A 13,951-nucleotide genomic window follows, 5' to 3' on the forward strand; every position below is an offset into this window, starting at 1 on the left:
CCTCACAACCCCGGGGGGCGCGCCGGCCCCCGCCCCACCCCCGGGCCCCGGCCGCACGCCGGTCGCCGGTCGCCGGTCGCCGGTCGCCGGTCGCCGGACGGCGTGGCGACGGGCTCACGTCGCGAGCAGCCCCAGATCGGCCGCCAGGCGGGCGCGGTGCCAGGCCGGCGGGCCGAAGAGCCGCGCCGCGCCGTGCGCCCGCTTGAAGTAGCGATGGGCGTCGTGCTCCCAGGTGATGCCGATGCCGCCGTGCAGCTGGATCATCTCGCCCGCCACCGCCGAGAACGCCTCCGAGCAGGCGGACTTGGCGGCGGCCGCGCGGCGGGTGAGTCCCGGGTCGTCCGTGGCGGCGGCGAAGGAGGCGCCGAGCGCGACCGAGCGCGCCGATTCGACCAGGACGTACGCGTCCGCGAGCCGGTGCTTGACCGCCTGGAAGGAGCCGATGGGCCGGCCGAACTGGACCCGCTCCCCGGCATGGGCGAGCGTGATCTCCAGGCAGCGCGCGGCGGCGCCGACCTGTTCGGCGGCGAGCGCCGCGCACGCCAGGTCGAGGACGTGCGCGAGCACCCGCTCGCCCTCCCCCTCCGCTCCCACGAGCCGGCCCTCCGCCGCCGTGAGCACCACCCGCGCCTGCGTCCTGGTGGAGTCCATCGTCACGGCCGCTTCGCGGTCCACGCCCGCGCCGTCCACGGGCACGTCGAAGAGCGAGACCCCCGCTCCCGACCGGGCCGCCACGAGCAGCGCCCCGGCTTCCGCGCCGTCGAGGACGTGCTCCTTGGTCCCGGTGATCCGCCAGCTCCCGCCGGGCCCGGGGGTGGCCTCGGCCCGTACGGCCGACGGCTCCCAGGAGCCGCGCTCGGCCCACGCCAGGGCTCCCACCACGCTCCCCGAGGCCAGTTCCGGCAGCAGCCGCGCGCACGCCGCCGCGTCACCGGAGGCGAGCAGCGCCTGCACCACGAGCACCGCGGAACCGAGGTACGGGACGGGGCTCAGCTCCCGTCCCAGCTCCTCGAGGACCACATGGACCTCCCGGGCCCCGTATCCGGCGCCGCCGTACTCCTCGGGGACGGCGAGCCCCGCGACGCCGATCTGCTCGGTCAGCGGCCGCCAGGCCGCCCCGCCCGTGTGGCGTCCGAGCACGGCCCGCACGGCGGACCGCAGTTCTTCCTGCTCCTCCGTCAGCCTCATGCCTCTGCTCCTTTCGATGTCGGTCGGGTACGGGGCTGCTCGGCCGCCGCCGGGTCCTCCGCCGAGAGGTCCCGGCCGCGTGTCTCGGCCGTCCGCCAGACGGCGAGCGCGGTCACGAGCCCGCAGACGACGGCGAGGACCGCGAGGGGAGCGCTCCGGGCGTCACCGGAGGAGAGCAGTCCGCCGGCGAACACGGGGGTGAATCCGCCCCCGATCAGCGCGGCCAGCTGATAGCCGAGCGAGGCGCCGGTGTAGCGGACGCGGGTGCCGAACATCTCCGAGAGCAGCGGTCCCAGGGGCGCGTACATCGCGGACTGCACCACCTGGCCGAGGACCATGCCGAGGACCAGCAGCGCGGGGGAGCGCGCGTCGACCAGGGCGTAGACCGGGAAGGCGAGCAGCACGACGCCCGCCGCACCGCCCAGCACGACGGCCCGGCGGCCGACGCGGTCGGAGAGCGCGGAGAAGAGCGGGATGGACACGAGGCCCGTGACCGAGGTGAAGAGCAGTCCGGTCATCACCTCGGAGGTGGCGTATCCGATGGCCGTGGCGTAGGTGAGCATGAACGTGCTGATCAGCGCCGTCAGCGCGAAGGGGCCGATGCCCACGGCGCATGCGCGGACGAGGGTGCGGGGCCTGCGCAGCACCTGCGCCAGCGGGACGCCGGAAGCCGCTCCGGCCTCGCGCTCCCGTGCCGCCCGCTGGAAGAGCGGGCTCTCCGTGACGCTGACGCGCACGTAGAGGCCGATGGCGAGGAGCACCGCGCTGAACAGGAACGGGACGCGCCACCCCCAGCTCAGGAAGGACGCGCGGGGGAGCAGTGAGGTGAGGGTGACGGCGACCGTGGAGAGCAGGAAGCCGATCGGGGACCCCATCTGCATCACGCCGCTCCACAGGCCGCGGCGCCGGGGGTCGGCGTGCTCGACGACCATGAGCGTCGCGCCGGCCCATTCCCCGCCGATGGCGACGCCCTGGACGACGCGGAACAGCACCAGGAGGACGGGGGCGGCGACGCCGATCGTCCCGTACGTCGGGAGGGCACCGATCAGGAAGCTGGCCACGCCCATGAGGGCCATGGTGAGGACGAGCATGGACTTGCGGCCGAGCCGGTCGCCGAAGTGGCCGAAGACGGCGCCGCCGAGCGGGCGCGCCACATAGCCGGCGGCGAGCGTCCCGAAGGCGGCGATCGTGCCGACGGCGGGATCGGACGCGGGGAAGAACAGTTCGCCGAAGACGAGCGCGGCCATCGTGCCGTAGAGCAGGAAGTCGTAGTACTCGATGACGGTGCCGAGCAGACTCGACAGCGCCACCCTGCGCAGCAGGGCGGGGTCGGAGGATCTCTCGGGGGTGTACGGGGACGGTGCGGGGGACACGCTGACTCCCGGGTGCGGTAGGGAAAGCGGTAGGGGAACGGGGGACCGACGAGCGGAAGGGAACCGGGGCCCGCTGCCCGGCCCGGGGCAGCGGGCGCCGTTCAGGACGCGAGGACGCGGGCGCGGCAGGCCGCGGGGGTGCCCCAGGCGTCGCGGAGGGGACGGGCCTTGCGGATCCACAGGGCGAGGTCCAGTTCCTCCGTGTAGCCGACGGCCCCGTGGAGCTGGAGGGCGGTGCGGGCGGCGGCGTACGCGGCCTCGCCCGCCGTGACCTTCGCCGCGGCGATCTCGGCGGAGGCGTGGGCCGCCCCCTCGGCCAGGGCCAGGGCGGCCGAGTGGAGCAGCGGCTGGGCGAACTCCAGCGCGAGGAGCGTGTCGGCGAGGCGGTGCTTCACCGCCTGGAAGGAGCCGATGGCGACGCCGAACTGGGTGCGCTGCTTCACGTACTCCACGGTCCGGTCGAGCAGGGCGCGGCCGAGGCCGAGGGACTGGGCGGCGGTGGCCAGGGCGGCGACGTCGGCGGCGTGCGCGGCGGCGGCGGCCACGGCCGGCCCCCGCGCCAGGACTGCTCCGCCGAGCGGACGGGCCAGCCGGCGCGCGGGGTCGGCCGAGGGCTGGACGGGCCCGGCCGCCTCCGCCAGGCGCACGGTGTCGCCCTCGACGACGAGCACGGCGTCGGCGGCGTCCGCGTCCAGGGCGTAGGGGCCGCCGGCTTCCGGGACGCACAGGGAGACGAGCGCCTTTCCCGAGGCGATCTGCGGGAGCCAGGCGGCGGCGGCCCCCTCCGTGCCGGAGCCGTCGGAGCCGTCGAGACGGTCGAGGAGCGCCGCCGCGGCGACCGTCTCCACCAGCGGGCCGGGCACGGCGTGCCGTCCCGACTCCATGAAGGCGACGGCCAGTTCGAGGGGCAGCGGGCCGAGCCCGTCGTGCCGCTCCGGGACGGCGAGGGCGAGGACGCCGGCCTCCGCGAGCCGCGACCAGAGCGCGCGGCCGGGCGTGGTGTCGCCGGCCGCCCAGGCCCGTACGGCCGCGGGGGTGTCGGCCGCCGTGAGCATGCCGTCGAGGGAGCGGGCGAACTCCCGCTGCTCGTCGTCGAGGAGGAACCGCATCACCGGCGTCCCTTCGGGAGGCCGAGCAGCCGCTCGGCGATGATGTCGCGCTGGATCTCGTTGGTGCCGGCGTAGACGGGGCCGGCGAGGGAGAACGTGAAGCCTTCGGCCCAACTGCCGTGTGCGGGCGCGTCCGCCGCCGCGTCGGCCAGTTCGCCGTACGGCCCGAGCAGGTCGAGGGCGGTCTCGTGGAGCGCGATGTCGAGCTCGGACCAGAAGACCTTGTTGAGGCTGGACTCGGCGCCGATCGAGCCTCCGGCGGCGATCCGCGAGACGCCCGCGTAGGCGGACAGCCGGTAGGCGCGGGCGCCGATGACCGCGTCGGCGACCCGGTCGCGCAGCGCGGTGTCGGCGGGGTCGGCGGTCTCCCGCCACAGTGCCGTGAGGCGTTCGGCGGCGGCCGTGAACCGGCCGGGGCTGCGCAGGGTGAGACCGCGCTCGTTGCCCGCGGTGCTCATCGCGACCCGCCAGCCCTGTCCCGGCGCGCCGATGACGTCCTCGTCGGGCACGAACACGTCGTCGAGGAAGAGCTCGGCGAAGGCGGGCTTTCCGTCGAGACGCCCGATGGGCCGTACGGTCACCCCGTCGGCGTCCAGCGGGAACATCAGGTACGTCAGGCCCTGGTGCGGCTTCGCGGCGCCGGGGTCGCTGCGGAAGAGGCCGAAGGCGCGGTCGGCGAAGGCGGCCCGGGACGACCAGGTCTTCTGGCCGCGCAGGAGCCAGCCGCCGTCGGTCCGTTCGGCCGTGGAGCGCAGCGAGGCGAGGTCGGAGCCGGACTCCGGTTCGGACCAGGCCTGGGCCCAGATGACCTCGCCGCTCGCCATGGGGGGCAGGACGCGGGCGCGCTGCTCGTCGGTGCCGTGCTCGAAGAGGGTGGGGGCGAGGAGGTTGATGCCGTTCTGGCTGACCCGGCCGGGGGCGCCGGCCGCGTAGTACTCCTCCTCGAAGACCAGCCACCGGAGGAGCGAGGCGCCCCGGCCGCCGTACTCCTCGGGCCAGGAGACCACCGACCAGCGGTCGGCGAAGAGGGTCCGCTCCCACTCCCGGTGGGCGGCGAAACCCTCCGCCGTCTCCAGGGAGGGCAGCGGGACGTCGGGCACGCGGGCGGTGAGCCAGGCGCGGGCCTCGGCCCGGAAGGCGTCCTCCGCCGGGGAGAAGTCGAGGTCCATCAGGCACCCGCCGCCTTCATCTTGCGTATGTCCATGCCGCCCAGCGCGTCGGGCGCGGTCTCGGCGTTGTGCGCGTGCGCGAGGTGGTGCAGGCCGAAGACCGAGTCCATGCCGGTGTGCAGGCCCTGGAGGTCCTCGGCCTGGTTGACGGCGCGCTTGGCGAGCGCCAGGCCCATGCGGGGCATCTCGGCGATCCGGGAGGCCAGTTCCATGGTTCGCTCCGTCAACTCCCCGGCCGGGACGACCCGGTTGACCATGCCGACCTCGTAGGCGCGCCGGGCGTCCATCCGGTCCCCGGTGTAGAGGAACTCCTTGGCGATGCGCGGTGGCATCACCCAGGGGTGGGCGAAGTACTCGACGCCGGGGATGCCCATGCGGACCACGGGGTCGGCGAAGAACGCGTCCTCGGCGGCGACGATGAGGTCGCACACCCAGGCGAGCATCAGACCGCCCGCGACGCAGGCGCCCTGCACCGACGCGATCATGGGCTTGGGCAGTTCGCGCCAGCGGCGGCACATGCCGAGGTAGACCTCGGACTCGCGGGCGAAGCGGCTCTCCGCCCCCTGCTTGTCCGAGTGGTCCCACCAGAGTCCGGCGCGCCGGTCGAACGGCAGGTGGGCGTCCCGCTCGGGGGTGCCGATGTCGTGGCCGGCGGAGAAGTGCCTCCCCGCTCCGGCGAGCACGACGACCTTGACCTCGTCGTCGTCGGCCGCGCGGTAGAAGGCGCGGTCGAGGGCGTAGGTCATCGCGGAGTTCTGGGCGTTGCGGTAATCGGGCCGGTCCATCGTGACGACGGCCACCGGGCCGAGGCGTTCGTAGCGGACCGGGGCCGTGGATGCGGTGCGGGCAGCGGACATCCGCCCTCCTTCCCTAACAAGTGTTTGGTAGGTTAACGTACGGCCATGAGCAACGTCGAGGAGTTCCGCAGAGAGGTCCGCGGCTGGCTGAGCGCCAACCTCACGGGCGAGTTCGCCGCCCTGCGCGGGCGCGGCGGCCCCGGACGGGAACACGAGGCGCACGCCGAACGCCTCGCCTGGGAACGGCACATGGCCGCGGCGGGATGGACCTGCGTCGGCTGGCCCGAGGAGTACGGCGGACGGGGCGCCACCCTGGAACAGCAGGTCGCCTTCCACGAGGAGTACGCCCTCGCCGACGCCCCCGCCCGCGTCGGCCACATCGGCGAACAGCTCCTGGGGCCCACCCTCATCGCCTTCGGCACGCCCGAGCAGCGCGAGCGCTTCCTCCCGAAGATCGTCAGTGTCGAGGAGCAGTGGTGCCAGGGCTACTCCGAGCCGGACGCCGGCTCGGACCTCGCCAACGTGCGCACCCGCGCCGAGCGCGACGGCGACGAGTGGGTGGTCACCGGGCAGAAGGTCTGGACCTCACTCGCGCACGAGGCCGACTGGTGCTTCGTCGTCGCCCGCACCGAGCCCGGATCCACCCGCCACCACGGCCTGTCCTACCTGCTCGTCCCCCTGGACCAGCCCGGAGTCGAGATCAGGCCCATCGTCCAGCTGACCGGCACCTCGGAATTCAACGAGGTCTTCTTCGACGGGGCCCGCACCCGCGCCTCCCACGTCGTCGGCGCCCCCGGCGACGGCTGGCGGGTGGCCATGGCCACCCTCGGCTTCGAGCGGGGCGTGTCCACCCTCGGTCAGCAGGTCGGCTTCCGCCGCGAACTGGAAGCCGTCGTCGCACTGGCCAGACGCAACGGCGCCGCGGCCGACCCGCTGATCCGCGACCGCATCGCCCGCGCCTGGATCGGCCTGGAGACCATACGGTTCAACGCCCTGCGCATGCTCGACGGCGTCGCCACCGGAGCCCCCGGCCCCGAGGCCTCCATCGGGAAGATCTTCTGGGCCACCTGGCACCGGGAGCTCGGCGAGCTCGCCATGGACGTCTGCGGAGCCGCCGGGATGCTGGCCGAGGGCGCACCGTACGACCTCACCGACTGGCAGCGGCTCTACCTCTTCTCCCGCTCCGACACCATCTACGCCGGCTCCAACGAGATCCAGCGGAACATCATCGCCGAGCGCGTCCTCGGCCTGCCCAAGGAGGTCCGCCCATGACCGGCACACCACCCCCCTACGTGCCGGGTCACGGCCTGCTCGCCGGACGCGGCGCCGTCGTCACCGCCGCGGCCGGCGCCGGCATCGGCGGCGCGACCGCCAGGCGGCTCCTGGAGGAGGGCGCGCGGGTCGTCGTCTCGGACGCCCACGCCCGCCGACTGAAGGAGACCGAGGCCGAACTGGCCGCGGAGTTCGGCGCCGACCGCGTCGCCGCCCTGCCCTGCGACGTCACCGACGAGACCCAGGTCGCCGCCCTCTTCGACCTCGCCGTCGAGCGCCACGGACGCCTCGACGTCGTCGTCAACAACGCGGGCCTCGGCGGCACCGCCGACCTGGTCGACATGACCGACGCACAGTGGGACAAGGTCCTCGACGTCACCCTCAACGGCACCTTCCGCTGCACCCGCGCCGCACTGCGCCGGATGAAGGCCGAAGGCGCCGGAGGCGTCGTCGTCAACAACGCCTCCGTGATCGGCTGGCGGGCCCAGAAAGGGCAGGCCCACTACGCCGCCGCCAAGGCCGGCGTGATGGCGCTCACCCGCTGCGCCGCCCTGGAGGCCGCCGAGTACGGCGTGCGCGTCAACGCCGTCTCCCCGAGCCTGGCCATGCACCCGCACCTGGTGAAGGTCACCACCCCCGAACTCCTGGAGGAACTGACCTCCCGCGAGGCCTTCGGGCGCCACGCCGAACCGTGGGAGGTGGCCAACGTGATCGTCTTCCTGGCCAGCGGCTACTCCTCGTACCTGACGGGGGAGGTCCTCTCCGTCAGCAGCCAGCACCCGTGAGACCGGCGCCGGAGCGGCGCCGCGAGATCCTGGACACGGCGGCCGAGGTGTTCGCCGCCCAGGGGTACGACGCCACCACCGTCCGCCGCATCGCGGACGCGGCCGGCCTGCTCGCCGGCAGCCTCTACTACCACTTCGACTCCAAGGAGTCGATGCTCGACGAGATCCTCCGCGCCTTCCTGGACGAGCTGTGGGCCCGGTACGACGCCGTGCTCGCCGCGGTGCTCGGCCCCCGGGAGACCCTGGAGGCCCTCGTCACCGAGTCGTTCCGGGAGATCGACCGGCACCGCGCCGCCGTCGCCATCTACCAGAAGGAGTCCAGGCACCTGCGGGAGCAGCCGCGCTTCGGCTACCTCGCCGGCTCCCAGCGGAGGTTCGAGGAGGCCTGGCTCAGGACCCTGGAGCGCGGCGTGGCCGCCGGGGTCTTCCGCACGGACCTCGACGTCCGGCTCACCTACCGCTTCGTGCGCGACACCGTCTGGGTCGCCGCGTCCTGGTACCGGCCGGGCGGACAGCACAGCCCGGAGGAGATCGCCCGCCAGTACCTGTCGACGGTGCTGGAGGGCATCGCCTTCCGTACCCGTATATGACATGACATCGTGGACATCGAAGAAGGAGCGGCCATGGCCGAGGCATACATCGTCGAAGCGGTACGCACCCCGGTCGGCCGGCGGAACGGCGGACTGGCCGCCGTCCACCCGGCCGACCTCGGAGCACACGTGCTCAAGGCGCTGATGGAACGCTCGGGCGCCGACCCGGCCGCCGTCGAGGACGTCGTCTTCGGCTGCCTGGACACCGTCGGACCGCAGGCCGGCGACATAGCCCGCACCTGCTGGCTGGCTGCCGGACTGCCCGAGGAGGTGCCCGGCACGACCGTGGACCGGCAGTGCGGCTCCTCCCAGCAGGCCCTGCACTTCGCCGCCCAGGGCGTCCTGTCCGGCACCCAGGACCTGGTGGTCGCGGGCGGCGTGCAGAACATGTCGCAGATCCCCATCGCCTTCGCCAGCCGCCAGGCCGCCGACCCGCTCGGGCTCACCGAGGGTCCGTACGCCGGCTCCGAGGGCTGGCGCGCCCGCTACGGCGACCAGCCCGTCAACCAGTTCCACGGCGCCGAGCTCATCGCCGCCAAGTGGGACATCTCCCGCCGGGACATGGAGGAGTTCGCCCTCCGCTCGCACCGGCGGGCCGCCCGCGCCATCGACGAGGGGCGCTTCGACCGCGAGATCGTCCCCTACGGGGACGTCACCACCGACGAGGGGCCGCGCCGCGACACCACCCTGGAGAAGATGGCCGGCCTGAAGCCGCTGGTCGAGGGCGGCCGGCTGACCGCCGCGGTCTCCTCGCAGGTCTCCGACGGGGCCTCGGCGATGCTGATCGCCTCGGAGCGCGCCGTACGGGAACACGGACTGACGCCGCGCGCCCGCGTCCACCACCTGTCCGTCCGGGGCGAGGACCCGATCCGCATGCTGTCGGCCCCGATCCCGGCGACGGCGTACGCCTTGAAGAAGGCCGGGATGACGCTCGACGACATCGACCTGGTGGAGATCAACGAGGCCTTCGCCCCGGTCGTCCTGGCCTGGCTGAAGGAGACCGGCGCCGACCCGGAGAAGGTCAACGTCAACGGCGGCGCCATCGCCCTCGGCCACCCGCTCGGCGCGACCGGCACCAAGCTGATGACCACCCTCCTGCACGAACTGGAACGCACCGGCGGCCGCTACGGCCTGCAGACGATGTGCGAGGGCGGTGGCCAGGCGAACGTGACGATCATCGAGCGTCTGTGACGCCGGCGCCGAAGAGCCCGCGCCACACGGCGTGACCGGTGCGGGGACCTCTCGGGGCCTCCGCACCGTACACGTCGGAACGCCTGTCCGCCGGGGTGGAGGCACCCCGGCGGACAGGCGTGAGTCCGGTCAGCCGGCGGCCGGCAGGGAGCCCAGCGCCGCCCGCGCCTCCGCCATCAGCCGGTCGACGAGTTCCGCGCAGGACGGCAGGTCGTCGATCAGCCCCGCGACCTGACCGGAGGCCATCACGCCCAGATCGGTACGGCCCTCGACCATGGACGCCTTGAGCAGCATCGGGGTGTTGGCGGCCAGCAGGACCTGGCTCCACGTCAGGTCCTTGCCGTGCTTCATCGCCAGGCCGTCCCGGACCATCTGCGCCCAGCTCATGCCGGAATCGCGCCGGAAGGCCCCGGCGTGCAGGACCGCCCGCAGCAGCGAGGCGGCCCGGCCCGAGCGCTCCAGCGCGTCGACCAGCCCCGTGCGCAGCATCCGGTGCGGCAGCCCGTCCACCTTCGTGGTGACCGTGACGTCCGTGACCGCCGCGGCGAGGTAGCGGGCCTTCACCGCGTCGGGAACCGTGCTGTCGGAGGTGAGCAGGAAGCGCGTGCCCATGGCGACCCCGGCCGCGCCGTACGCCAGGGCGGCGACCAGGCCGCGCCCGTCGTGGAAGCCGCCGGCCGCGACGACCGGGATGTCCACGGCGTCCACGACCTGCGGGAGCAGGACGGTGGTGGCGACGCTGCCGGTGTGGCCGCCGCCCTCCCCGCCCTGCACGATCACCGCGTCGGCGCCCCACGCGGCGACCTTCTCGGCGTGCCGCCTGGCCCCGATGGACGGGATGACGACGACGCCGGCGTCCTTGAGCCGTGCGATCAGCTCGCGGGACGGCGCGAGCGCGAACGAGGCGACCTTCACGCCCTCGTCGATGATGACCCGCACGCGCTCGCCCGCGTCCCCGGCGTCCGCCCGCAGGTTCACGCCGAAGGGCGCGTCCGTGCGGGACCTCACCTCGCGCACCGCGGAACGGAGCCGGTCGACGCTCATCGTGGCCGAGGCCAGGATGCCGAGCGCGCCGGCGTTCGCGGTGGCCGAGACCAGGCGGGGACCGGCCACCCACCCCATGCCGGTCTGCACGACGGGGTGCCGCACCCCGACGAGCTCGGTGAGCGGCGTGGCGATCGTGACGTCGCTCATGAGGGGACCTCCCGGTCGCGCAGTCCCTTCGGGTCGATCTCCTCGCGGATCAGCCGCAGTTCCTCGGCGGTGGGCTCACGGGTGTACGGCACCTCGTCGGGGACGGCCAGCGCGAAGCCGGTGGCCTCCCTGACCTCCTCGACCGTGACGCCGGGGTGCAGCGAGCGCAGCCGCATGGTGCGGTCCGGGGTCTCGAAGTCGAAGACGCCCAGGTCGCTGATGACGTCCGGGAGGCGGTGGTAGCGGGTCGCGGAGGGGCCGGCCGCGGCGGCCCGGTCGTAGCCGACGCCGCAGACCATGTCGACCCGCTCGACGAAGACGCGTGTCGAGTGCTTGGGGACCCAGTAACTGGTCGGGTTGTTCAGGGTGTTGACGGGCGCGCCGCGCACACCGAGGAGCTGGCGCTTGGGCCGCGCCCAGTCGCCGATGCAGCTGATGTTCTGGTTGCCGTACCGGTCGAGCTGGCTCGCGCCCATCATCACGTGCCGGCGCCCGGTGGCGACCATGGCCAGGTGCTGGCGGTACGGCAGCCAGCCCTCGACCACCCGGGGCGCGGCGCCCATCGCCGGCACGTCGGCGATGAGCAGCGCCTCCCCGTCGGTCAGCAGCAGGTCGGGGGCGAAGGTGAGCTTGGCGAGGCGGGCGCCGATCATCGGGACGGTGCCCATGGGACTGGCCAGGACCTCGCCCGCGTCCCGCCAGGCCTCGGCGCAGGCGACGACGCAGTACTCGGCCCGGGTCGCCGGCGGGGTCGTCGGGGTGGGAGTGGTGCCGCTCATGCTTCCTCCTCGTGGAACGCCGCGACCGCGGCCTGGTAGGCGTCCTCGTCGCCGGACAGGAACCGGGCGGTGAAGGCCCGCCAGGCCTCCGGGTCCCGGGCCGCCTTCACATAGGCGCGCTGGAAGGCCTCGTCGCGGTCGTGGTCGGGGGCGCAGGAGGTGAAGTGGGCGCCGTTCGGCGTCTCGACGACGCCGTCGACGAACGCCCGCTTGAGCAGCAGCGACTGGGGCCCCGCGTCCTTGAGCAGCTCCGAGGTCTCCACGATCCGCTCGCAGGAGACGTACGCGGCGTCGGCGGCCTCGCAGAACAGGTCGTCGAAGTACGGATCGGGGCCCAGGTACTGGCCGTTGCCGTGCGCGTCGGCACGGTTGAGGTGGACGAGCGCGGCGTCCAGCCGCAGCGCGGGGACGGCGACGAGCTCCTCGCGGTCGCCGTACGGGGACGTGACGGTCCGCAGCGACGGGTTGACGGTCATCACGTCGGAGGCGAGTCCGGCCCGGATGGGCATGAAGGGCAGCCGGTGCACGGCGGCGGTCAGGCCCCACATGAGCATGGCCTCGTCCAGCTCCACCAGCTCGAAGGCGCCGCGCTGCCGGGCCGCTCCGAAGTGCGGCTCCAGGGGCACGGAGTCGAGCGTGGCGAAGGCCGCGACCAGCTTGCGGATCCTCCCGGCCGCGGCGAGCAGCCCGACGTCCGGGCCGCCGTAAGACACCACGGTCAGGTCGGTGACGTCGGACCGCAGCAGCGCCCGTACCAGCGCCATCGGCTTGCGGCGCGAGCCCCAGCCGCCGATGCCGATCGTCATCCCGCTCCGGAGCCGGCCCACGACCTCCTCGGCGGTCATCGTCTTGTCCCTGCTCACGACTGCTGCTCCTTGTCCGTGTCGAGGGCCGACCGCCCGTCGGCCTTGCCGAAGGCGTCGCGGACCCGGTCGGCGACGCCGCTGAGATTGGCCTCGAAGGTGAAGCCCTGTTCGAAGCGGTAGCTGCGGTGGACGTCCACCGGGTCGATGCCGTTGATCGCGGCCTTGGCGAGCCGGATCAGCTGTCCGTCCTTGGCGGCGATCTCCCGCGCGAGTTCGAGCGCCGCGTCGAGCAGCCGCTCGCGCGGGACGACCCGCCAGACCGAGCCGTGCCGGTGCAGCTCCTCGGCGGTGACCGTGCGCGAGGTGTAGTACAGGGCCCGCATCAGCTGCTGCGGGACGAGCCGGGCCAGGTGCGTGGCCGCGCCGAGCGCGCCCCGGTCCAGCTCGGGCAGGCCGAAGGTCGCGTCCTCGGAGGCGACGATCGCGTCGGCGTTGCCGGCCAGCCCGATGCCGCCGCCGAGGCAGAAGCCGTGCACGGCGGCGACCACCGGCACCTCGCAGTCGTAGACGGCGGCGAAGGCCTCGTAACAGCCGCGGTTGGCGCCCAGGAGGGCGTCGTGCCCGGCCGTGCGCTGGATCTCCTTGATGTCGACGCCGGCGTTGAAGCCGCGGCCCTCCGCGATGAGCACGACGCAGCGCACCTCGGGATCGGCACCGGCGGCGCGTACCGCCGCGGCGAGGTCGTACCAGCCCTGTACGGGGAGGGCGTTGACCGGGGGGAAGTCGACGGTGACGACGGCGACGCCCTTGTCGGGGGCGGAGGTGGAGACACCCATGAGCAGATCAGCTACCTTTCCACCAAACGTTTGTTAGGTGGAAGATAGCAGCGGTTCGCACGCTGCGGGAGGTGTCCCTTGCCAGTCACCATCGATCTGTCGGGAACCGTCGCCGTCGTCACCGGCGGCACGCGGGGCGTCGGCGCCGGAATCGCCAGAGCCCTGCTCGAAGCCGGCGCGGAGGTCGTGACCTGCGCGCGACGGGCCCCCGACGAGCCCGTCGAAGCGGCCGGCCGCACGGCCCGCTTCCTCCCCCTCGACCTGCGCGACCCGGCCGCCGTCACGGCCTTCTTCGACCGGGTGCGCGGCGACCACGGAAGGCTGGACCTCCTCGTCAACAATGCCGGAGGAACACCCTTCCGGATGCTCGGCGACGGGGGAGCCGAGCAACAGGCCCGGGTCGTCGAACTGAACCTCGTCGCCCCCCTGACCGCCTCCCTCGCCGCGTACGAGGTGATGCGCCACCAGCCCGGGGGAGGGGCCGTCGTCATGATCGGCAGCGTCAGCGGCACCCGCCCCTCACCGGGCAGCGCGGCCTACGGAGCCGCCAAGGCGGGCCTCGACAACCTCGCCCGGTCCATGGCGGTGGAATGGGCGCCGCTGGTCCGGGTCAACACGCTCGTCCCCGGCATGGTGCGCACCGAACTGTCCCACCTGCACTACGGGGACGAGGACGGCATCGCCTCCGTCGGCCGCACCGTGCCGCTCGGCCGGCTCGCCGAACCCGCCGACATCGGCGACGCGTGCGTCTTCCTGGCCTCCGACCGCGCCGCGTACATCACCGGCGCCAGCCTGCTCGTCCACGGGGGCGGCGAACGCCCGGCCTTCCTGGACGCCGCAACGGTCAACCACTGAACGACCC

Annotated in this window: 14 protein-coding genes; 5 read left to right on the plus strand and 9 right to left on the minus strand. The window is 73.8% G+C overall.

What is annotated here, in order from left to right:
* Positions 1–114: 114 nt before the first annotated feature.
* The 5 genes from ABZ318_RS05350 to ABZ318_RS05370 all read right to left on the minus strand — a co-directional run bounded on the left by ABZ318_RS05350 (position 115) and on the right by ABZ318_RS05370 (position 5,696).
* Positions 115–1,188 (minus strand): acyl-CoA dehydrogenase family protein, encoded by a 1,074-nt coding sequence (locus tag ABZ318_RS05350; protein WP_356901158.1) that lies wholly within the window; start codon positions 1,186–1,188, stop codon positions 115–117.
* Positions 1,185–2,561, minus strand: a complete 1,377-nt coding sequence (locus tag ABZ318_RS05355) for an MFS transporter (RefSeq protein ID WP_356901159.1) — start codon at positions 2,559–2,561, stop codon at positions 1,185–1,187. The genes ABZ318_RS05350 and ABZ318_RS05355 overlap by 4 nt, the downstream gene beginning before the upstream one ends.
* 101 nt (positions 2,562–2,662) lie before the next feature.
* Positions 2,663–3,670: an acyl-CoA dehydrogenase family protein gene (locus ABZ318_RS05360; protein WP_356901160.1), complete on the minus strand. Its 1,008-nt coding sequence runs from the start codon at positions 3,668–3,670 to the stop codon at positions 2,663–2,665.
* The gene (locus ABZ318_RS05365; protein ID WP_356901161.1) at positions 3,670–4,839 is read right to left on the minus strand and encodes an acyl-CoA dehydrogenase family protein; all 1,170 of its coding nucleotides are present in this window, start codon (positions 4,837–4,839) and stop codon (positions 3,670–3,672) included. Before ABZ318_RS05365 ends, ABZ318_RS05360 begins: the two co-directional genes overlap by 1 nt.
* Positions 4,839–5,696, minus strand: coding sequence for an enoyl-CoA hydratase (locus ABZ318_RS05370; protein WP_356901162.1), 858 nt, complete (start codon positions 5,694–5,696; stop codon positions 4,839–4,841). Before ABZ318_RS05370 ends, ABZ318_RS05365 begins: the two co-directional genes overlap by 1 nt.
* Positions 5,697–5,741: 45 nt before the next feature.
* On the opposite strand from ABZ318_RS05370, the gene ABZ318_RS05375 reads away from it, so the two are divergent.
* Genes ABZ318_RS05375 through ABZ318_RS05390 form a run of 4 tightly spaced genes read left to right on the plus strand, consistent with a single transcriptional unit; the run spans position 5,742 to position 9,474 of the window.
* Positions 5,742–6,908 (plus strand): acyl-CoA dehydrogenase family protein, encoded by a 1,167-nt coding sequence (locus ABZ318_RS05375; protein WP_356901163.1) that lies wholly within the window; start codon positions 5,742–5,744, stop codon positions 6,906–6,908.
* Positions 6,905–7,693 (plus strand): SDR family oxidoreductase, encoded by a 789-nt coding sequence (locus ABZ318_RS05380; RefSeq protein ID WP_356901164.1) that lies wholly within the window; start codon positions 6,905–6,907, stop codon positions 7,691–7,693. The genes ABZ318_RS05375 and ABZ318_RS05380 overlap by 4 nt, the downstream gene beginning before the upstream one ends.
* Complete coding sequence (locus tag ABZ318_RS05385; RefSeq protein WP_356901165.1) at positions 7,690–8,283, plus strand: TetR/AcrR family transcriptional regulator; 594 nt, start codon at positions 7,690–7,692, stop codon at positions 8,281–8,283. Before ABZ318_RS05380 ends, ABZ318_RS05385 begins: the two co-directional genes overlap by 4 nt.
* Before the next feature lie 33 nt (positions 8,284–8,316).
* Positions 8,317–9,474 (plus strand): acetyl-CoA C-acetyltransferase, encoded by a 1,158-nt coding sequence (locus ABZ318_RS05390; protein WP_356901166.1) that lies wholly within the window; start codon positions 8,317–8,319, stop codon positions 9,472–9,474.
* A gap of 129 nt (positions 9,475–9,603) precedes the next feature.
* Here the strand turns inward: ABZ318_RS05390 and ABZ318_RS05395 are convergent, their stop codons facing one another.
* From ABZ318_RS05395 to ABZ318_RS05410, 4 genes are read right to left on the minus strand one after another with little or no spacing between them, the layout of a single operon-like run.
* Entirely contained in the window at positions 9,604–10,668 is a 1,065-nt protein-coding gene (locus ABZ318_RS05395; RefSeq protein ID WP_356901167.1) for a nitronate monooxygenase, read from the minus strand.
* Positions 10,665–11,447, minus strand: coding sequence for a CoA-transferase (locus tag ABZ318_RS05400; RefSeq protein WP_356901168.1), 783 nt, complete (start codon positions 11,445–11,447; stop codon positions 10,665–10,667). Before ABZ318_RS05400 ends, ABZ318_RS05395 begins: the two co-directional genes overlap by 4 nt.
* The gene (locus tag ABZ318_RS05405; protein ID WP_356901249.1) at positions 11,444–12,292 is read right to left on the minus strand and encodes a CoA-transferase; all 849 of its coding nucleotides are present in this window, start codon (positions 12,290–12,292) and stop codon (positions 11,444–11,446) included. Before ABZ318_RS05405 ends, ABZ318_RS05400 begins: the two co-directional genes overlap by 4 nt.
* Positions 12,293–12,306: 14 nt before the next feature.
* Positions 12,307–13,089: an enoyl-CoA hydratase family protein gene (locus ABZ318_RS05410; protein WP_356901169.1), complete on the minus strand. Its 783-nt coding sequence runs from the start codon at positions 13,087–13,089 to the stop codon at positions 12,307–12,309.
* Between the two features lie 78 nt (positions 13,090–13,167).
* On the opposite strand from ABZ318_RS05410, the gene ABZ318_RS05415 reads away from it, so the two are divergent.
* Positions 13,168–13,944 (plus strand): SDR family oxidoreductase, encoded by a 777-nt coding sequence (locus tag ABZ318_RS05415; protein ID WP_356901170.1) that lies wholly within the window; start codon positions 13,168–13,170, stop codon positions 13,942–13,944.
* The last annotated feature ends 7 nt before the right edge of the window (positions 13,945–13,951 follow it).

The organism is Streptomyces sp. NPDC006197 (assembly GCF_040613865.1).
Lineage (GTDB): Bacteria > Actinomycetota > Actinomycetes > Streptomycetales > Streptomycetaceae > Streptomyces.